General features: G+C 54.9%; 18 protein-coding genes and 1 riboswitch. Of the genes, 9 read left to right on the top strand and 9 right to left on the bottom strand.

Going from position 1 to position 20,708, the window contains the following annotated elements; all coding sequences use genetic code 11:
* Positions 1-18 precede the first annotated feature (18 nt).
* A riboswitch (TPP riboswitch) is annotated at positions 19-128 on the top strand.
* A 79-nt stretch (positions 129-207) separates the two neighbouring features.
* The 9 genes from thiC to IM300_RS21690 all read left to right on the top strand — a co-directional run bounded on the left by thiC (position 208) and on the right by IM300_RS21690 (position 8,252).
* Positions 208-2,103 (top strand): phosphomethylpyrimidine synthase ThiC, encoded by a 1,896-nt coding sequence (thiC, locus tag IM300_RS21730; RefSeq protein WP_063450075.1) that lies wholly within the window; start codon positions 208-210, stop codon positions 2,101-2,103.
* Entirely contained in the window at positions 2,103-2,744 is a 642-nt protein-coding gene (gene thiE / locus IM300_RS21725) for a thiamine phosphate synthase (RefSeq protein WP_107534452.1), read from the top strand. The genes thiC and thiE overlap by 1 nt, the downstream gene beginning before the upstream one ends.
* Positions 2,731-3,486: a thiazole biosynthesis adenylyltransferase ThiF gene (gene thiF, locus IM300_RS21720; RefSeq protein WP_064910945.1), complete on the top strand. Its 756-nt coding sequence runs from the start codon at positions 2,731-2,733 to the stop codon at positions 3,484-3,486. Before thiE ends, thiF begins: the two co-directional genes overlap by 14 nt.
* Positions 3,470-3,670 carry a sulfur carrier protein ThiS gene (thiS, locus tag IM300_RS21715; RefSeq protein ID WP_193038302.1) on the top strand — a complete coding sequence of 67 codons (201 nt, stop codon included), beginning with the start codon at positions 3,470-3,472 and terminating at the stop codon, positions 3,668-3,670. Before thiF ends, thiS begins: the two co-directional genes overlap by 17 nt.
* A gap of 1 nt (position 3,671) precedes the next feature.
* Positions 3,672-4,439 (top strand): thiazole synthase, encoded by a 768-nt coding sequence (thiG, locus tag IM300_RS21710; protein ID WP_193038301.1) that lies wholly within the window; start codon positions 3,672-3,674, stop codon positions 4,437-4,439.
* Positions 4,439-5,572: a 2-iminoacetate synthase ThiH gene (gene thiH, locus IM300_RS21705; RefSeq protein WP_193038300.1), complete on the top strand. Its 1,134-nt coding sequence runs from the start codon at positions 4,439-4,441 to the stop codon at positions 5,570-5,572. Before thiG ends, thiH begins: the two co-directional genes overlap by 1 nt.
* A 333-nt stretch (positions 5,573-5,905) precedes the next feature.
* Positions 5,906-7,447 carry a diguanylate cyclase domain-containing protein gene (locus tag IM300_RS21700; protein WP_193038299.1) on the top strand — a complete coding sequence of 514 codons (1,542 nt, stop codon included), beginning with the start codon at positions 5,906-5,908 and terminating at the stop codon, positions 7,445-7,447.
* Between the two features lie 179 nt (positions 7,448-7,626).
* Positions 7,627-7,935 (top strand): PTS sugar transporter subunit IIB, encoded by a 309-nt coding sequence (locus tag IM300_RS21695; RefSeq protein WP_193038298.1) that lies wholly within the window; start codon positions 7,627-7,629, stop codon positions 7,933-7,935.
* Positions 7,935-8,252 carry a PTS lactose/cellobiose transporter subunit IIA gene (locus IM300_RS21690; protein WP_003862327.1) on the top strand — a complete coding sequence of 106 codons (318 nt, stop codon included), beginning with the start codon at positions 7,935-7,937 and terminating at the stop codon, positions 8,250-8,252. Before IM300_RS21695 ends, IM300_RS21690 begins: the two co-directional genes overlap by 1 nt.
* A 56-nt stretch (positions 8,253-8,308) precedes the next feature.
* Here IM300_RS21690 and rpoC read toward each other — a convergent pair whose 3' ends face one another.
* The 9 genes from rpoC to IM300_RS21645 form a co-directional block, all read right to left on the bottom strand.
* Complete coding sequence (rpoC, locus tag IM300_RS21685; RefSeq protein WP_006810528.1) at positions 8,309-12,532, bottom strand: DNA-directed RNA polymerase subunit beta'; 4,224 nt, start codon at positions 12,530-12,532, stop codon at positions 8,309-8,311.
* Between the two features lie 76 nt (positions 12,533-12,608).
* On the bottom strand, positions 12,609-16,637 hold the full coding sequence (gene rpoB, locus IM300_RS21680; protein ID WP_015569976.1) for a DNA-directed RNA polymerase subunit beta: 4,029 nt from the start codon (positions 16,635-16,637) through the stop codon (positions 12,609-12,611).
* A gap of 319 nt (positions 16,638-16,956) precedes the next feature.
* Positions 16,957-17,322, bottom strand: a complete 366-nt coding sequence (gene rplL, locus IM300_RS21675) for a 50S ribosomal protein L7/L12 (RefSeq protein WP_002445276.1) — start codon at positions 17,320-17,322, stop codon at positions 16,957-16,959.
* 66 nt (positions 17,323-17,388) lie between these two features.
* Positions 17,389-17,886 carry a 50S ribosomal protein L10 gene (rplJ, locus tag IM300_RS21670; protein WP_003862338.1) on the bottom strand — a complete coding sequence of 166 codons (498 nt, stop codon included), beginning with the start codon at positions 17,884-17,886 and terminating at the stop codon, positions 17,389-17,391.
* Between the two features lie 289 nt (positions 17,887-18,175).
* Positions 18,176-18,880, bottom strand: a complete 705-nt coding sequence (gene rplA / locus IM300_RS21665; RefSeq protein WP_006810530.1) for a 50S ribosomal protein L1 — start codon at positions 18,878-18,880, stop codon at positions 18,176-18,178.
* A gap of 3 nt (positions 18,881-18,883) precedes the next feature.
* Positions 18,884-19,312 (bottom strand): 50S ribosomal protein L11, encoded by a 429-nt coding sequence (rplK, locus tag IM300_RS21660; RefSeq protein ID WP_003862340.1) that lies wholly within the window; start codon positions 19,310-19,312, stop codon positions 18,884-18,886.
* 156 nt (positions 19,313-19,468) lie between these two features.
* Positions 19,469-20,014 (bottom strand): transcription termination/antitermination protein NusG, encoded by a 546-nt coding sequence (gene nusG / locus IM300_RS21655; protein WP_003862341.1) that lies wholly within the window; start codon positions 20,012-20,014, stop codon positions 19,469-19,471.
* 1 nt (position 20,015) lies between these two features.
* Positions 20,016-20,399, bottom strand: coding sequence for a preprotein translocase subunit SecE (gene secE / locus IM300_RS21650; RefSeq protein ID WP_003862342.1), 384 nt, complete (start codon positions 20,397-20,399; stop codon positions 20,016-20,018).
* A gap of 227 nt (positions 20,400-20,626) precedes the next feature.
* The coding region (locus IM300_RS21645) for a hypothetical protein (protein WP_000340867.1) at positions 20,627-20,708 on the bottom strand (82 nt) is incomplete at its 5' end.

Raw genomic sequence — 20,708 nt, 5'->3', positions numbered from 1 at the left:
CCCCTCTGCGGAGGGGGATTTTTCTTGTCGGAGTGCCCAGTGTGTAAGCACGGGCTGAGACCGTTAATTCGGGATCCGCGGAACCTGATCAGGTTAATACCTGCGAAGGGAACAAGAGTCACGCTGCTGTTGTATCGCCCCTGGGGCGATCTCCTCTTGCTTCATCCGTCGTCTGACAAGCCATGTCCTTCACTTCTGGAATGAGCTATGTCTACAACAAAACTGACCCGCCGCGAACAGCGCGAACACGCGCAACGCTTCATCGACACCCTGGAAGGCACCGCTTTCCCGAACTCGAAACGCATCTACATCACCGGTTCACAGGCCGATATCCGCGTGCCGATGCGCGAAATCCAGCTCAGCCCGACGCTTATCGGCGGCAGCAAAGAGAACCCGCAGTATGAAGACAACGAAGCCGTGCCAGTGTATGACACCTCCGGCCCGTACGGCGATCCCTCTGTCGCCATCAACGTGCAGCAGGGTCTGGCAAAGCTGCGCCAGCCGTGGATTGACGCGCGTAACGACTGCGAAGAGCTGAGCGTGCGCAGTTCTGCGTACACCAAAGAACGTCTGGCCGACGACGGCCTGGACGAGCTGCGCTTTACCGGCCTGCTGACGCCAAAACGCGCCAGAGCGGGCAAATGCGTCACCCAGCTGCACTACGCGCGCCAGGGGATCGTCACGCCGGAGATGGAGTTCATCGCCATCCGTGAAAACATGGGGCGCGAGCGCATCCGCAGTGAAGTACTGCGCCACCAGCACCCGGGCGAAGGCTTTGGTGCCCGCCTGCCGGAAAACATCACGCCGGAGTTTGTGCGTGATGAAGTGGCCGCCGGGCGCGCGATTATCCCCGCCAACATCAACCACCCGGAATCGGAGCCGATGATTATCGGCCGCAACTTCCTGGTGAAGGTCAACGCCAACATCGGCAACTCTGCCGTCACCTCGTCCATCGAAGAAGAGGTGGAAAAGCTGGTCTGGTCCACGCGCTGGGGCGCGGACACGGTGATGGACCTCTCCACTGGCCGCTACATCCACGAAACCCGCGAGTGGATCTTGCGTAACAGCCCGGTGCCGATCGGCACCGTCCCGATTTACCAGGCGCTGGAGAAGGTCAACGGCATTGCTGAAAACCTCACCTGGGAAGCGTTCCGCGACACGCTGCTGGAGCAGGCGGAACAGGGCGTGGACTACTTCACCATTCACGCGGGCGTGCTGCTGCGCTACGTGCCGATGACGGCGAAACGTCTGACCGGCATCGTCTCACGCGGTGGCTCCATCATGGCGAAATGGTGCCTGTCCCATCATCAGGAAAACTTCCTCTACGAGCACTTCCGCGAGATCTGCGAAATCTGCGCCGCGTACGACGTCTCCCTGTCGCTGGGCGACGGCCTGCGTCCGGGCTCCATCCGCGACGCCAACGACGAGGCGCAGTTTGCCGAGCTGCACACCCTGGGCGAGCTGACCAAAATCGCCTGGGAGTATGACGTGCAGGTGATGATTGAAGGCCCGGGCCACGTGCCGATGCAGATGATCCGCCGCAACATGACCGAGGAGCTGGAACACTGCCACGAAGCGCCGTTCTACACTCTGGGGCCATTGACCACCGATATCGCACCGGGCTACGACCACTTCACCTCCGGGATCGGCGCGGCGATGATCGGCTGGTTCGGCTGCGCCATGCTCTGCTACGTGACGCCGAAAGAGCACCTCGGCCTGCCCAACAAAGAGGACGTGAAGCAGGGGCTGATTACCTACAAGATTGCCGCCCACGCGGCGGATCTGGCGAAAGGCCATCCGGGCGCGCAAATCCGCGATAACGCCATGTCCAAAGCGCGCTTTGAATTCCGCTGGGAAGACCAGTTTAACCTGGCGCTGGATCCGTTTACCGCCCGCGCCTATCACGATGAAACCCTGCCCCAGGAGTCGGGCAAGGTGGCGCACTTCTGCTCCATGTGCGGGCCAAAATTCTGCTCGATGAAAATCAGCCAGGAGGTGCGGGACTACGCCGCTGCGCAGACCATTGAAGTCGGTATGGCGGACATGTCGGAAACCTTCCGCGCCAGAGGTGGCGAAATTTACCTCAAAAAAGAGGAGGCGTAATGTACCAGCCCGATTTTCCCTCCGTGCCCTTCCGCTTAGGGCTTTACCCGGTGGTGGACAGCGTGGAGTGGATCGCCCGCCTGCTGGAGGCCGGCGTTCGCACCCTCCAGCTGCGCATCAAGGATAAGCGCGATGAAGAGGTGGAGGCCGACGTCGCCGCCGCCATCGCGCTGGGGCATCGCTACACTGCTCGCCTGTTTATCAACGACTACTGGCGGCTGGCCGTCAAGCACCGGGCGTACGGCGTCCATCTGGGGCAGGAAGATCTGGAAACCACCGATTTGAACGCCATCCGCCAGGCTGGCCTGCGCCTTGGCGTTTCAACACACGATGACATGGAGATCGATGTAGCGCTGGCGGCCCGCCCCTCTTACATCGCCCTCGGTCACGTTTTCCCGACGCAAACCAAGCAGATGCCGTCTGCCCCGCAGGGTTTGACGCAGCTGGCGGCGCACGTTAAGCGCCTTGCCGATTATCCTACCGTCGCCATCGGTGGAATCAGCCTTGAACGTGCGCCCGCCGTGCTGGAAACCGGCGTCGGCAGTATCGCCGTCGTCAGCGCTATCACCCAGGCGGCAGACTGGCAGGCCGCCACCGCACGGCTTTTACAACTGGCAGGAGCAGGCGATGAAAGATCGTGATTTTATGCGCTACAGCCGCCAGATCCTGCTGGAGGATATCGCCATTGACGGGCAGCAAAAGCTGCTCGCCAGCCGGGTACTGATTGTCGGCCTGGGCGGATTAGGCGCCCCCGCCGCGCTGTATCTGGCCGGTGCGGGCGTGGGTACGCTGGTACTGGCCGATGACGATGAAGTACACCTCAGCAACCTGCAACGGCAAATCCTCTTCACGACAGAAGATGTTAACCAGCCTAAGGCGCAGGTTACGCGCCAGCGGCTGAACCAGCTTAACCCCGATATCGAACTGGTTGCGCTCCAGACGCGGCTTAGCGGGGACGAGCTGCAACGCGAAGTTGCCCTTGCCGACGCGGTGCTGGACTGCACGGACAACATGGCGACGCGTCAGGCCATCAACGCGGCCTGTGTTGCACAGAACACGCCGCTGATCACCGCCAGCGCGGTCGGTTTCGGCGGGCAGATAATGGTGCTTACGCCGCCGTGGGCGCAGGGCTGCTACCGCTGCCTGTGGCCGGACGAGGCTGAACCGGAGCGTAACTGCCGCACGGCAGGCATTCTTGGCCCGGTGGTGGGCGTGATGGGTACCCTTCAGGCACTGGAGGCCATCAAGCTGCTCAGCGGCATGGAGACAGCGCGCAACACGCTCCGGCTGTTCGACGCCCGTTCCGGCGGCTGGCGCCATCTGGCGTTAAGCCGCGCCAGCCACTGCCCGGTATGCGGAGGCCGCAATGCGCATTCTGTTTAACGATGAGCCGATGACGTGCGACGACGGTCTCACCGTTGCCGCCCTGCTCGACACGCTGCGCCAGCTGAAGCCGAGAACGGCGCTGGCGCTCAATCAACAGATCCTGCCGCGCGAGCAGTGGGAACGTCAGCAGGTCAATGAAGGCGACCAGATCCTGCTGTTTCAGGTTATCGCAGGGGGCTGAGATGTTACGTATTGCCGATAAAGTCTTTGATTCACATCTGTTTACCGGAACCGGAAAGTTCGCCTCGCCGCAGCTGATGGTGGATGCCATCCGAGAAAGCGGCAGCCAGCTGGTGACGCTGGCGATGAAGCGCGTGGATCTGCGCCAGCACAACGATGCCATACTTGCGCCGCTACTGGAGGCAGGCGTGACGCTCTTACCTAACACCTCCGGTGCGAAAACGGCCGAGGAGGCGATTTTCGCCGCACAGCTGGCCCGGGAAGCGCTCGGCACCCGCTGGCTGAAGCTGGAAATTCACCCGGATGCGCGCTGGCTGCTGCCGGACCCGATCGAGACCCTGAAAGCCGCAGAAAAGCTGGTACAGCAGGGGTTTACCGTTCTGCCTTACTGCGGCGCGGATCCCGTGCTGTGCAAGCGTCTGGAAGAGATCGGCTGCGCCGCCGTCATGCCGCTGGGGGCGCCCATTGGCTCTAATCAGGGGCTGGAAACCCGCGCAATGCTGGAGATCATTATTGAGCAGGCTACCGTGCCCGTGGTGGTGGATGCGGGCATCGGCGTACCCAGCCACGCCGCGCAGGCGCTGGAAATGGGCGCCGATGCGGTGCTGGTCAATACCGCGATTGCGGTGGCCGACGATCCGGTGATGATGGCGCGCGCGTTCCGCCTTGCGGTGGAGTCCGGTCTGCTGGCACGGCAGTCCGGTCCAGGCTCGCGCAGCCTTCATGCACAGGCTACGAGCCCGCTGACCGGTTTTCTGGAGGCGCTCTGATGGCTACCTTTACCGATCGCTGGCGTCAGCTTCACTGGGACGATATTGCCTTACGCATCAACAGTAAAACCTCTGCGGACGTAGAGCGGGCGTTAACAGCCCGTCATCTGACCCGCGAGGATTTGATGGCCCTGCTTTCTCCGGCAGCCAGCACATACCTGGAGCCGATGGCGCAGCGCGCTCAGCGCCTTACCCGCCAGCGCTTTGGCAACACGGTGAGCTTTTACGTGCCGCTCTATCTTTCTAACCTGTGCGCCAACGACTGTACCTACTGTGGCTTCTCCATGAGCAACCGCATTAAGCGTAAAACGCTGGATGAGCATGAGATCGCCCGCGAGTGTGACGCTATTCGTGAAATGGGATTTGAACATCTTTTGCTGGTGACGGGTGAACATCAGAGCAAAGTGGGAATGGACTATTTTCGCCAGCATCTTCCGGCCATTCGCCGCGAATTTGCCTCATTGCAGATGGAAGTACAGCCGCTGTCGCAGGAAGAGTACGCGGAGCTGAAAACCCTCGGGCTGGACGGCGTAATGGTTTATCAGGAAACCTACCATGAGGCGACTTATGCCCGGCATCACCTGAAAGGGAAGAAGCAGGATTTCTTTTTCCGGCTGGAAACCCCGGACAGGCTGGGGCGCGCCGGCATCGACAAAATTGGGCTGGGCGCGCTTATCGGTCTGTCTGACAGCTGGCGGGTGGATTGCTATATGGTGGCGGAGCATCTGCTGTGGCTACAGCAGAACTACTGGCAAAGCCGCTATTCCATCTCGTTCCCGCGGCTGCGTCCGTGTACGGGAGGCGTTGAACCTGCCTCGATAATGGATGAGCGCCAGCTGGTGCAAACAATATGCGCCTTTCGCCTGTTCGCGCCGGAAGTGGAACTGTCGCTCTCCACGCGTGAATCCCCGGCGTTTCGCGACCGCGCGATCCCGCTGGCGATCAACAACGTCAGCGCCTTTTCCAAAACGCAGCCGGGCGGTTACGCGGACGATCGCCCGGAACTGGAACAGTTTACGCCTCACGACGGACGACGGCCCGAAGCGGTGGCGGAAGCACTGGCTGCACAGGGCCTACAGCCGGTGTGGAAAGACTGGGACAGCTGGCTGGGAAGAGCCTCGCATTTGCGCTGAAACCGCCTGCAAAATCGCGAAAGGGTTACGAGGCGGCTCGTGAGATCAAAACCGGGCGATTGAGGAAATCCGTCCGGTTTTCTTATGATTAACCCCGTCAGCAACGGACGCTGACCAGGGTGAAAATGCTTCTTCCTCGTTTCGCCCTGCCCTCCGCCTCTTAAAAAAAATTTCAATCGTTAAAATAAATGCGACTTTTCTTAGCTACTCTTAAGATAAATCATCTCGTCGGAAGTCACCTTCTGTATAATTTACTACCAGCAACCGGACAGCGACTATGCTGAGGATATTGACAGACGCAACGCGCCTACCATCTGGACTGATGTACAACTCATGGCACTCCACAGTAAAAAGCTCTCTTTTACCCGCCCCATTATGGTCAGCTTCGCGGGGATCCTCTTCAGCTTCGTGCTGATCGCGATCCTGGTCATCCTTTCACAGCGAAAGGATTTTCTTGAGGATTATCATAAAATTAATGGTAACTTCACCCATAATCTGGCGGTGAACTATACCGAGTCCATTCTGCGGGAAAATGACTATATTCTTGGTCGCGCGGCGATGTACTACGCCCGTAATGACAGAGTGAATCAGACGTTAAATATCGATCCGGCACACGGTTTGCAGATGTTAATGCATTTGCAGAATCTGATGCCGACGGTGTCGTCTATCTCTCTGGCGGACACGGAGGGGCGCCATCTGCGCGCGCCGGAAGTCCTGCCAACGGAGAAGAGTCAGACGTTCGATGCACGCACCCGCCCATGGTTTATCGGGCAAGCGGAAGCCAGTAACTTTCCGCACTACACCCGCCCCTATCTGGACTATTTCACCCAACATCCCACCGTCACCCTCTATAAGCCGGTCATTTCACCGGAAGGCCGTCTGAAGGGCACGCTCGCTTTCCATCTTGATTTAACCTCCATGGGATATACCCTGCGCCAGATGGTAGCTCCCGTACAGGGTGAGTTTTTCGTCGTCGAACGTGACGGCGCCGTTGTGCTTCATCCGGACACGGGGGCGCTCTTTAAGCAGTACGTCAGCGAAGCGCTGATGGACAAAATGACCAGCGGCGAAGGCTATCTCTTCGATTCCAGAAGCAAGACCTGGTATTACTACTACTCGTTCACCAATCCGGACTGGTTTGAGATTTATCGGGTTTCCGATGCCACGCTATCCGTCATCACCCGGCATGAAACCACCGTCGTCGGCTGGGGATTTGCGCTGGCGGCAATCATCATCATTCTGTTCGGACTGTATCTTCGTCATGCCTCACGTTCAGTGCTGATGAACATTATCAACGCCATCAAAACCGGCGACGTCAACCAGGCGCCACGTCTTGAGGCGATGCTCAGCCATACCATTCGAACCAATAAAGAACGGGAGCTGGCCTATGTCCGTCAGGCCACCCATGATGCGCTGACAGGCTGTAAAAACCGCCGAGCCTTCGACAACGATGTGGATGCGTTGATGGCCGCTCATCAACCCTTCGCTCTGGCGCTGGTCGACATTGATAACTTCAAATCCATTAATGACACCTGGGGCCACCTGAGCGGGGATATCGTTCTGCGTAACGTGGCACGCGAAGGCATTCAGATCATGCAGCCGCACCACGTCTCGGTTTATCGCTACGGTGGAGAAGAGTTCGGGGTGATTTTCCCGGCCGAGCTGATGAACTCCGCGCACGCGCTACTGGAAGCCTGGCGCACCGCCGTGGAAAAACGGACCTGGCGGGAAGAGAACCTACGGGTGACCTTCAGCGCGGGGCTGGGTGAGTGGCACTTCGAACCGCTGGAACAATTTGTCGGTAGCGTAGATGAAGCGCTGTATACCGCTAAACAACAGGGTAAAAACCGCATCATAAGCACGGCCAGCCGATAATCTCCTCCTGAAATTCTGCCCGTTCTGACGGGCAGAATGCTCTCCTGCGTTAAATTGTAACCGGTTTCAGAAAAATGCCGATTTCTTTGTGATGCCTGACACACAATCGCGGTAAAGCGGTTGTTGAAGCGCTCTGCACGGGATAATTATCAATAAACACATGTAGATCGAGGCTGACTATGAAGAACATCGTTTTATGCTGTGCAGCGGGAATGTCAACCAGCATGCTGGTTCAACGTATGAAAGATGCCGCGCAGAAAAAAGGAGTCGAAGTAACCATTAAAGCCGTTCCGGTCGCGGAATTTAAAGACAACATCGCGACGGCTGATATCGTATTACTGGGGCCACAGGTGAAATACGAACAGGCAAAACTCCAGGCGCAGGCCGATCCGCTCGGGAAAAAGGTCGCGGTCATCGACATGATGGATTACGGCATGATGAGAGGTGATGCCGTACTGGAAAAAGCGCTTAAACTGCTGGAGTCATAATGGAAGACTTAGAAACCACCATCATGGAGCTATTGGTCAATGCAGGTGCGGCGCGCAGTGCGGCCCTGACAGCGTTGCAGATGGCACGAAAAGGCGACTTTGACGAAGCCGAAAAAGCGATGGAAGAGTCGCGCGAGTATGTGAAACATGCGCATACGATCCAGACGCAGCTCATCGGGCTCGATGAAGGGACAGGAAAACTTCCGGTTAACCTGATCACCGTTCACTCTCAGGACCACCTGATGAACGCGATGGTTATCCAGGATCTGGCGGGCGACATGATTGAGCTTTATCGACGCATCCCGCTGGTAAACTGAAAATGCAGATATAAAAAAACCCGCCGAGGCGGGTTTTTTATTTACGGCATCAACGATTACTCGTTGTCGGAACCGCCCAGACCTGCGTTCAGCAGTTCTGCCAGGCTCGCGGATGCATCTTCGGCAGTTACCTGCGGTGCAGCTGGCAGTTCGCCCGCTGCGCGACGACGCATACGATCCTGGTGGTACGCATAACCGGTACCGGCCGGGATCAGACGACCCACGATAACGTTCTCTTTCAGACCGCGCAGTTCATCACGTTTACCCGCAACAGCCGCTTCGGTCAGGACACGCGTGGTTTCCTGGAACGATGCTGCGGAGATGAAGGACTCGGTTGCCAGAGACGCTTTGGTGATACCCAACAGATCGCGTGCGAAGGTCGCACCGATTTTGCCGTTCGCTTCCAGATCGCGGTTAGCGATCTTAACGCGTGAGTATTCAACCTGCTCGCCTTCCAGGAAGTCGGAGCTGCCCGCGTTTTCGATGGTGGCTTTACGCAGCATCTGACGAACGATAACTTCGATGTGTTTATCGTTAATCTTAACGCCTTGCAGACGGTATACGTCCTGTACTTCGTTAACGATGTAACGAGTAACAGCATGCACACCACGCAGACGCAGGATGTCGTGCGGCGCTTCTGGACCGTCGGAAACCACGTCACCACGTTCTACGCGTTCACCTTCGAACACGTTGAGCTGACGCCACTTAGGAATCATCTCTTCGTACGGCTCGCTGCCATCTACAGGCGTGATAACCAGACGGCGCTTACCTTTGGTCTCTTTACCGAAGGAGATGATACCGCTGATTTCAGCCAGGATTGCAGGCTCTTTCGGACGACGTGCTTCGAACAGGTCCGCAACGCGTGGCAGACCACCGGTGATGTCCTTGGTACCGCCGGATTCCTGAGGAATACGCGCCAGGGTGTCACCAGAGCTGATCTGTACGCCATCTTCCAGCTGTACAATCGCTTTACCCGGCAGGAAGTACTGCGCAGGCATATCGGTACCAGGGATCAGAACGTCGTTACCCTGAGCATCAACGATTTTCAGTGCAGGACGCAGATCTTTACCACCGGTAGTACGTTCAGCAGAATCCAGAACCACCAGAGAAGACAGACCGGTCAGCTCGTCGGTCTGACGAGTAATGGTCTGGCCGTCGATCATGTCAGTAAAGCGGATGAAACCACTTACTTCGGTGATTACCGGCATGGTGTGTGGATCCCAGTTTGCAACGGTTTCACCGCCGGCAACCTGCTCGCCATCACCTTTCGCCATAACCGCACCGTAAGGCACTTTATAGCTCTCTTTGGTACGACCGAATTCGTCGATCAGCTTCAGCTCGGTGTTACGAGAGGTCACAACCAGCTTGCCTGCGGAGTTAACAACAGACTTCGCGTTGCTGAGCTTGATGCTACCTTTGTTTTTCACCTGGATGCTGGATTCAGCAGCCGCACGAGATGCCGCACCACCGATGTGGAACGTACGCATCGTCAGCTGTGTACCCGGCTCACCGATGGACTGTGCCGCGATAACGCCGATGGCTTCACCTTTGTTGATGATGTGGCCACGCGCCAGGTCACGACCGTAGCAGTGCGCACACACACCAAAGTCGGTGTCACAGGATACAACGGAACGTACCTTCACGGAGTCAACAGAGTTCGCTTCCAGCAGGTCACACCACTGTTCGTGCAGCAGGGTGTTGCGTGGAACCAGAATGTCTGCGGTGCCCGGCTTCAGAATGTCTTCCGCGGTCACACGACCCAGTACGCGATCGCGCAGCGGCTCTTTAACATCACCACCCTCGATAACTGGGGTCATGGTGATACCTTCGAGGGTGCCACAATCGTCTTCGGTCACAACCAGATCCTGCGCAACGTCAACCAGACGACGCGTCAGATAACCGGAGTTCGCAGTTTTCAGTGCGGTATCCGCCAGACCTTTACGCGCACCGTGCGTGGAGATGAAGTACTGGAGTACGTTCAGACCTTCACGGAAGTTCGCGGTGATTGGCGTTTCGATGATGGAGCCATCTGGCTTCGCCATCAGACCACGCATACCTGCCAGCTGACGAATCTGTGCCGCAGAACCACGCGCACCGGAGTCGGCCATCATGTAGATGCTGTTGAAGGAAACCTGCTGCTCTTCGACGCCGTCACGGTTAATCACGGTTTCGGTTTGCAGGTTGTCCATCATCGCTTTGGATACACGATCGTTCGCCGCTGCCCAGATATCGATAACTTTGTTGTAACGTTCGCCTGCGGTTACCAGACCAGACTGGAACTGCTCCTGGATTTCAGCAACTTCAGCTTCCGCTTCAGAGATGATCTCGTGTTTCTTCTCTGGGATGACCATGTCATCGATACCAACAGATGCACCTGAACGCGCTGCATAAGCAAAGCCGGTGTACATTGTCTGGTCAGCGAAGATAACGGTCGGCTTCAGACCCAGAATGCGGTAACAGGTGTTCAGCATTTTGGAGATCGCTTTCTTGCCCAGCGCCTGGTTGACGATGGAGAAAGGCAGACCTTTCGGTACGATCATCCACAGAATCGCACGGCCAACGGTCGTGTCTTTCAGGCTGGTGTGCGCAACGAATTCGCCGTTTTCATCTTTTTCGTATTCAGTGATACGCACTTTAACGCGCGCATGCAGAGAGGCCAGGCCAGCGCGATAAATACGCTCAGCTTCTTTAGGGCCAGTCAGCACCATGCCTTCGCCTTTGGCGTTAACACAGTCACGGGTCATGTAGTACAGACCCAGTACAACGTCCTGAGAAGGAACGATGATTGGTTCACCGTTCGCTGGAGACAGAATGTTGTTGGTAGACATCATCAGCGCACGCGCTTCGAGCTGGGCTTCCAGCGTCAGCGGTACGTGAACAGCCATCTGGTCACCATCGAAGTCGGCGTTATAAGCCGCACAAACCAGCGGGTGCAGCTGGATAGCTTTACCTTCGATCAGTACTGGCTCAAATGCCTGGATACCCAGACGGTGCAGGGTTGGTGCACGGTTCAGCAGTACCGGGTGTTCGCGGATCACTTCGTCCAGGATATCCCAAACGACAGCTTCTTCACGCTCAACCATTTTCTTAGCGGCTTTGATGGTGGTGGCGAGGCCACGCAGCTCCAGCTTGCCGTAGATGAACGGTTTGAACAGCTCCAGTGCCATTTTCTTCGGCAGACCGCACTGATGCAGACGCAGGTATGGACCTACGGTGATTACAGAACGACCGGAGTAGTCAACACGCTTACCGAGCAGGTTCTGACGGAAACGACCCTGCTTACCTTTGATCATGTCGGCCAAAGATTTCAGAGGACGTTTGTTCGAACCGGTGATCGCACGACCGCGACGACCGTTATCCAACAGGGCATCGACTGCTTCCTGAAGCATACGTTTTTCGTTGCGTACGATGATGTCCGGCGCAGCCAGATCCAGCAGACGTTTCAGACGGTTGTTACGGTTGATTACGCGACGGTACAGATCGTTCAGATCTGACGTTGCGAAACGACCACCATCCAGCGGAACCAGCGGACGCAGATCTGGCGGCAGAACCGGCAGAACGGTCAGGATCATCCACTCTGGCTTGTTACCAGACTGAACGAACGCTTCCAGCAGTTTGATACGCTTGGTCAGCTTTTTACGCTTGGTTTCGGAGTTGGTTTCGTTCAGCTCTTCGCGCAGCGTTTCACACTCTTGCTCCAGATCCATGCTCTTCAGCAGGGCCTGAATAGCTTCCGCACCCATCTTCGCGTCGAATTCGTCACCGAACTCTTCCAGCGCGTCCAGATACTGTTCTTCGGTCAGGATCTGGTTACGTTCCAGATTCGTCATCCCGCCTTCGATAACCACATAAGATTCGAAGTACAGAACACGTTCGATATCGCGCAGCGGCATATCCAGCAGCAGGCCGATACGGGACGGCAGAGATTTCAGGAACCAGATGTGAGCGGTCGGAGACGCCAGCTCGATGTGGCCCATACGCTCACGGCGCACTTTAGTCTGGGTCACTTCAACGCCGCACTTCTCACAGATCACACCACGGTGTTTCAGGCGCTTGTACTTACCGCACAGGCACTCGTAGTCTTTTACTGGCCCGAAAATACGCGCACAGAAAAGGCCGTCACGCTCAGGTTTGAACGTACGGTAGTTAATGGTTTCCGGCTTTTTAACTTCACCGAAAGACCATGAACGGATCATGTCTGGCGAAGCCAGAGCAATTTTGATCGCATCAAACTCTTCGGTTTTAGTTTGCGCTTTCAGAAACTTTAATAAGTCTTTCACGGATTTGCTCCCGTCGGAGTTAGCACACTCTGCTGTCGGGCGTTAGCCCGACAGCAGTGACCTGTTTGAGCGAGAATTACTCGTCTTCCAGTTCGATGTTGATACCCAGCGAACGAATCTCTTTCAACAGTACGTTGAAGGATTCTGGCATGCCCGGCTCCATCTGATGGTTGCCGTCTACGATGTTTTTATACATCTTAGTACGACCGTTCACGTCATCAGACTTAACGGTGAGCATTTCCTGCAAGGTGTATGCTGCGCCGTATGCTTCCAGCGCCCACACTTCCATCTCCCCGAAGCGCTGACCACCGAACTGAGCCTTACCACCCAGCGGCTGCTGAGTAACCAGGCTGTAAGAACCGGTAGAACGAGCGTGCATCTTGTCGTCGACCAGGTGGTTCAGTTTCAGCATGTACATGTAACCTACGGTTACCGGACGCTCGAACTGTTCACCGGTACGGCCGTCAAACAGCGTAATCTGACCAGACGTTGGCAGACCACCCAGTTGCAGCAGCTCTTTGATTTCAGCTTCTTTTGCACCGTCGAATACCGGCGTTGCAATTGGCATACCTTTGCGCAGGTTCTCTGCCAGACGCAGCACTTCTTCATCGCTGAAGGTGTTCAGGTCGACTTTCTGACGAACGTCGGTACCCAGATCGTAGGCACGCTGGATGAACTCGCGCAGTTTCGCGACTTCCTGCTGCTGTTTCAGCATGGCGTTGATCTTGTCGCCGATACCTTTCGCAGCCATACCCAGGTGGGTTTCCAGAATCTGACCGATGTTCATACGAGACGGTACGCCCAGTGGGTTCAGTACGATATCTACCGGCGTACCGTTAGCATCGTGCGGCATATCTTCGATCGGGTTGATCTTAGAGATAACACCCTTGTTACCGTGACGACCTGCCATCTTATCACCAGGCTGGATCTGACGTTTCACAGCCAGATAGACCTTAACGATCTTCAGCACGCCTGGTGCCAGATCGTCGCCCTGAGTGATTTTACGGCGTTTCGCTTCGAGTTTTTTCTCGAACTCGTGTTTCAGTTCGTCATACTGCTCAGCCAGCTGTTCCAGCTGATTTTGTTTCTCTTCGTCGGTCAGGCCCAGTTCCAGCCAGCGATCGCGTGGCAGTTTGTCGAGCTTCTCAGCTTCAACGCCACCGGCAACCAGCACCGCATAGATACGGCTGAACAGACCTGCTTCGAGGATCTGCAATTCTTCAGACAGGTCTTTCTTCGCCTGTTTGAGCTGCATCTCTTCGATTTCCAGCGCACGCTTATCTTTCTCAACGCCATCACGAGTGAAGACCTGAACGTCGATAACCGTACCGGAAACACCGTTTGGTACGCGCAGAGAAGAGTCTTTAACGTCAGACGCTTTCTCACCGAAGATTGCACGCAGCAGTTTCTCTTCTGGAGTCAGCTGGGTTTCACCTTTCGGCGTCACCTTACCTACCAGAATGTCACCGCCGGTGACTTCCGCACCGATGTAAACAATACCGGATTCATCCAGCTTGGAGAGCGCAGCTTCACCCACGTTAGGGATGTCGGCAGTGATCTCTTCTGGCCCCAGCTTGGTGTCACGGGACACACAGGCCAGTTCCTGAATGTGGATGGTGGTGAAACGATCTTCCTGAACCACACGCTCGGAGACGAGGATGGAGTCTTCGAAGTTGTAACCGTTCCACGGCATGAACGCTACGCGCATGTTCTGACCGAGCGCCAGTTCACCGAGGTCGGTGGACGGACCGTCTGCCAGCACGTCGCCGCGCTCAACTGGCTCACCCAGAGATACGCAAGGCATCTGGTTGATACAGGTGTTCTGGTTAGAACGGGTGTATTTGGTCAGGTTGTAGATGTCGATACCCGCTTCGCCCGGATACATCTCGTCTTCGTTAACTTTGATAACGATACGGGATGCGTCAACGTACTGAACGGTACCGCCACGCTTAGCCACTGCCGTAACACCGGAATCAACGGCAACAGCACGTTCCATACCGGTACCAACCAGCGGCTTATCAGCACGCAGAGTTGGAACGGCCTGACGTTGCATGTTCGCACCCATCAATGCACGGTTGGCGTCATCGTGTTCCAGGAACGGGATCAGGGACGCACCGACGGATACCACCTGCTGGGTGGAAACGTCCATGTAGTCAACCTGGTCGCGGCTGAACAAGCTGGATTCGCCTTTGCTACGGCAGGTAACCAAATCTTCTACAAAGTGGCCTTCGTCATCCAGGTTGGAGTTCGCCTGAGCGATAACGTAGTTGCCTTCTTCGATAGCAGACAGGTAATGAATTTCGTCGGTAACCACACCGTCGGTCACTTTACGATACGGGGTCTCAAGGAAACCGTATTCGTTTGTCTGTGCATACACGGACAGGGAGTTGATCAGACCGATGTTTGGACCTTCAGGCGTTTCGATTGGACATACGCGACCGTAGTGAGTCGGGTGTACGTCTCGAACTTCAAAGCCTGCACGTTCACGGGTCAGACCGCCTGGGCCGAGTGCAGAGATACGACGTTTGTGCGTGATCTCAGACAGCGGGTTGTTCTGGTCCATGAATTGAGACAGCTGGCTGGAACCAAAGAACTCTTTCACTGCCGCGGAAATCGGCTTGGCGTTGATCATATCCTGAGGCATCAGGGTATCCAGATCGCCCAGAGACAGACGCTCTTTCACCGCACGCTCTACACGTACCAGGCCAACGCGGAACTGGTTTTCCGCCATTTCGCCAACGGAACGGATACGACGGTTGCCGAGGTGGTCGATATCGTCCACTTCGCCTTTGCCGTTACGGATATCGATGAGCTTCTTCATCACTTCGATGATGTCGTCTTTGCTCAGGATACCGGAACCTTCGATCTCGTCGCGCAGCAGAGAACGGTTGAACTTCATACGACCTACCGCGGACAGATCGTAGCGGTCTTCGGAGAAGAACAGGTTCTCGAACAGGCTTTCAGCCGCTTCGCGAGTTGGTGGCTCACCAGGACGCATCATGCGGTAGATTTCTACCAGCGCGCTCAGACGATCGTTGGTTGGGTCGACGCGTACAGTCTCAGAGATGTACGGACCGTGGTCCAGATCGTTGGTAAACAGCGTTTCGATACGTTTGTGGCCAGACTGGCTCAGCTTAGCCAGCAGATCCAGGCTCAGCTCCATGTTAGCCGGGCAGATCAGCTCGCCAGTTGATTCATCAACGTAATCTTTCGCGGCTACTTTTCCTGCAATGTATTCAACCGGAACTTCGATGTGTTTGATATCATCTTTTTCCAGCTGGCGGATGTGGCGCGCGGTGATACGGCGACCTTTTTCCACATACACTTTGCCGTCGGCTTCGATGTCGAACGACGCGGTCTCACCACGCAGACGTTCCGGCACCAATTCCATCTGCAACTTGTTGTCGCGGATTTCAAAGATCACTTTCTCAAAGAACAGGTCCAGGATCTGCTCAGTGGTATAGTTCAGTGCACGCAGAATGATGGTTGCAGGCAGTTTACGACGACGGTCGATACGGACAAACAGGTTGTCTTTTGGATCGAATTCGAAGTCCAGCCATGAACCACGGTAAGGAATGATGCGTGCGTTATACAGTACTTTACCGGAAGAGTGCGTTTTACCTTTATCGCTGTCGAAGAAGACGCCCGGGCTACGGTGCAGCTGGGAAACGATAACACGCTCAGTACCGTTGATAACGAAAGTACCGTTGTCCGTCATGAGTGGAATTTCACCCATGTAGACTTCTTGTTCTTTAATGTCTTTTACGGTGCCTTCCGGCGCTTCGCGCTCGTAGATCACCAGACGCAGTTTTACGCGCAGCGGTGCGGAATAGGTCACGCCACGGATCTGACATTCCTGAACGTCAAACACCGGTTCGCCAAGGCGGTAGCTGACGTACTGCAGCTCGGAGTTACCGCTGTAGCTCTGAATCGGGAACACGGAACGGAAGGCTGCTTCCAGGCCGTACTGCCCTTCAGGATCTTGCTCGATAAACTTCTGGAACGAGTCAAGCTGGATAGAAAGGAGATATGGAATGTCCAGAACTTGTGGACGTTTACCAAAATCCTTACGAATACGTTTTTTCTCGGTATAGGAGTAAACCATAGGGTTCCTCAGCTCGCTGACAAGTCGACCCATCTGTCCGACGAAGGGACAGTTTGTGCAACACCATTTTGTGGACCGGAAAATTGAATACTTTCCGCAATACCTGTTGCTATCACGCTTAAACCATTTCATTGCGATTTACACAGAGCGAGCACCCTGTCGCAGTATATTAAGTCGTCGATAGAAACAAGCATTGTCAGGACAACCAGCAGTCAAACAGTGTGAAATGCTGCTGATGCCTTACAGCGCAAAAAGGCTGGTGACTAAAAAGTCACCAGCCATCAGCCTAATTGCTTAGGCTGCAACCAGAAAAGTTGGCTTATTTAACTTCAACTTCAGCGCCAGCTTCTTCCAGAGATTTTTTCAGTGCTTCTGCGTCGTCTTTGCTCACGCCTTCTTTCAGCGCAGCTGGAGCAGATTCTACCAGGTCTTTAGCTTCTTTCAGACCCAGGCCAGTTGCGCCACGTACTGCTTTGATTACAGCAACTTTGTTCGCGCCAGCAGCTTTCAGAATTACGTCGAATTCAGTTTTTTCTTCAGCAGCTTCAGCCGGGCCCGCAGCTACAGCTACAGCAGCAGCAGCAGAAACACCGAATTTTTCTTCCATTGCAGATACCAGCTCTACAACGTCCATTACGGACATAGCTGCAACTGCTTCAATGATTTGATCTTTAGTGATAGACATTTAAATTGTTCCTGAAAATCAGAATAAGTTTATACGTAAGCAAATGCTTTATAAAGATAACTGCGATTAAGCAGCTTCTTTCGCATCGCGTACAGCAGCCAGAGTGCGAACCAGTTTGCCAGCCGCAGCTTCTTTCATGGTTGCCATCAGGCGTGCAATTGCTTCTTCGTAGGTCGGCAGGGTTGCCAGGCGATCGATTTGCGATGCCGGGATCAACTCACCTTCAAAGGCTGCAGCTTTGACCTCAAATTTTGCATTCGCTTTCGCGAACTCTTTGAACAGACGAGCAGCAGCGCCCGGGTGTTCCATAGAGTATGCAATCAGGGTCGGACCAACAAACGTGTCTTTCAGGCACTCGAACTGAGTACCTTCAACTACGCGACGCAGCAGGGTGTTACGAACAACACGCATGTATACGCCAGCTTCACGACCTGCTTTACGCAGTTCAGTCATTTTGTCTACAGTAACGCCACGGGAATCCGCAACTACTGCAGACAGCGCGCCTTTGGCTACTTCGCTGACTTCAGCAACAATCGCTTGTTTGTCTTGAAGATTTAAAGCCATTAGCTTTGCTCCTGGATGTTTGCCGGAACTCATGTTCCGGAACTCACTTCACTCAACCCAACGGGAAGAGCGTCTTAATACGGTGAGCAGAAACAAGCCAGAGTATTTAAAATAATCTTAGCGTTCTGTCACCGTCTACGCAGGGGATTAAGTTTCTTGCGAAACACCTGCGGTCTTCGACGGAGGCCTGGATAGGCCAGGCTCCAACGAACAATTCTTTTAGCCGCTAACTTTTGTTAGCAAACGTGGGGGTAAGATTGTAGACAAAATCACCGCCCACGTAAAGGCATTAGTTTGCAGCAGCGCTCAGGCCAGCCTGGTCAACTGCAACACCTGCACCCATGGTGGTGGAGATGCTAACTTTCTTGATGTACACGCCTTTCGCCTGAGTTGGTTTAGCTTTTTTCAGCGCAACCAGCAGAGCTTCCAGGTTTTCTTTCAGTTTGTCAGCGTCAAAGTCCACTTTACCGATGGTGGTGTGGATGATGCCGTTTTTGTCGTTACGATAACGAACCTGACCTGCTTTAGCGTTCTTAACCGCTTCAGCAACGTTAGGGGTTACAGTACCCACTTTCGGGTTTGGCATCAGGCCGCGTGGACCCAGAACCTGGCCCAGCTGGCCAACAACGCGCATTGCATCTGGAGAAGCAATAACAACGTCAAAGTTCATTTCGCCTTTCTTGATCTGATCAGCCAGATCTTCCATACCTACCAGTTCAGCGCCGGCAGCTTTAGCAGCTTCAGCGTTTGCACCCTGAGCAAATACAGCTACGCGAACGGAACGGCCAGTACCGTGTGGCAGTACAGTTGCGCCACGAACGTTCTGATCGGATTTACGAGCGTCGATGCCCAGGTTAACGGCAACGTCAACGCTTTCAACGAACTTAGCAGTAGCCAGTTCTTTCAGCAGAGCGATAGCTTCGTTGATGTCGTACTGTTTGGTCGCATCAACTTTGTCACGGATCACGGACATGCGCTTGGTCAGTTTAGCCATTTCTTAGTCCTCCACTACCAGGCCCATGGAACGTGCAGTACCTTCGATGGAGCGAGTCATCGCTTCAATGTCGGAACCAGTCATGTCGGCAGCTTTGGTCTGCGCGATTTCCTGCAACTGAGCGCGGGAAATTTTACCCACTTTGTCTTTGTTCGGCTTACCGGAACCAGACTTGATACCAGCCGCTTTCTTCAGCAGAACTGCTGCTGGAGGGGTTTTGGTAACGAAAGTGAAAGAACGGTCAGCGTAAACAGTGATTACAACTGGAATTGGCAGACCTTTTTCCATGGATTCGGTTTTGGCGTTGAACGCTTTACAGAATTCCATGATGTTCACACCCTGCTGACCCAGAGCTGGACCAACTGGTGGACTTGGGTTCGCCATACCTGCTGCAACCTGCAGCTTGACGTAGGCTTGTACTTTCTTAGCCATTCTAAAATCCTCTGATTGGGTAATAACGCCTCGGAGAGGCTCCCCGTGAATAAAATTCGTTTTACGGGCCGGGGCCCATAAAAACAAAAGGCGCGAAATTGTATTCCAATCTCGCGCCCTGTGCAACGATTAAATCGTCGCTTTTTTGATCGCTGCTTAGGCTTTTTCTACCTGGGCAAAGTCCAGTTCTACCGGGGTCGCACGACCGAAGATAGAAACGGAAACTTTCAGGCGGGACTTCTCGTAGTCCACTTCTTCGACGACGCCGTTAAAGTCAGCAAACGGACCGTCGTTAACACGAACCATCTCACCCGGTTCAAACAGCGTTTTCGGACGCGGCTTATCACCAACCTGCTGGAGGCGGTTCATAATCGCATCAACTTCTTTGTCGCTGATTGGCGCCGGACGGTCAGATGTGCCGCCGATAAAGCCCATCACGCGCGGTACGCTGCGCACCAGGTGCCAGCTCGCGTCGTTCATCACCATCTGAACCAGCACGTAACCCGGGAAGAATTTACGCTCGCTTTTGCGACGTTGGCCGCCACGGATCTCGACCACTTCTTCGGTCGGCACCATGACTTCGCCAAATAACTCTTCCATATTGTGTAATTTGATATGCTCACGCAGCGACGTAGCTACGCGGCCTTCAAAACCGGAAAACGCCTGAACGACGTACCAGCGCTTTTTAGGGGCTTCAGACATCTCAGAACCTCAGGCCAGTGATAAAGGATACCAGGCGAACCAGAATACCATCCAGTCCCCACAGGATCAGTGACATTACAGCGGTTACCGCCGCTACAATCAGCGTGGTGTGCAATGTTTCCTGGCGAGTCGGCCAAATGACCTTGCGGACTTCGGTACGCGCTTCGCGGGCAAACGCAACGGTCGCTTTGCCTTTTGTCGTCAACAGCGCGACACCACCCGCCGCAGCAATCAGAATTACCACTGCAAGCGCACGTAGCGGCAGCATCATGTCACGATAAAGATAGTTGCCGACAATCGCCACAATCAGCAGCACGGCTACAACTACCCATTTCATCGCTTCCAGGCCGCGCCCGCTCCCTTGAGCTTCGGTATTCGCACTCATAAACCAACCTGTCAGAAGTATTCTACAAACATTTTCACCCCGCGTGTGCGAGGCAAACCAATCGAAATGCTATTCGCTTTTCGTATTATACGCTCTCCGCAGAGCCTGTCTCAGCAATGATTATGACAAAATTAATCACTGATGAGCCAGGTTCTGATGTGAAAGCGTGCAAAAAGGGCATCAAATGATGCCCTTTTATTGCGCATTGCGTCAAATGTTATCAGCGATTAGCCGAGAACTTTAGCAACAACGCCCGCGCCAACGGTACGGCCGCCTTCACGGATTGCGAAACGCAGACCGTCGTCCATC

The organism is Enterobacter cloacae complex sp. I2, from assembly GCF_014896205.1.
GTDB classification, from domain to species: domain Bacteria; phylum Pseudomonadota; class Gammaproteobacteria; order Enterobacterales; family Enterobacteriaceae; genus Enterobacter; species Enterobacter quasihormaechei.
This window is presented reverse-complemented; position numbering and strand designations above follow the sequence as displayed.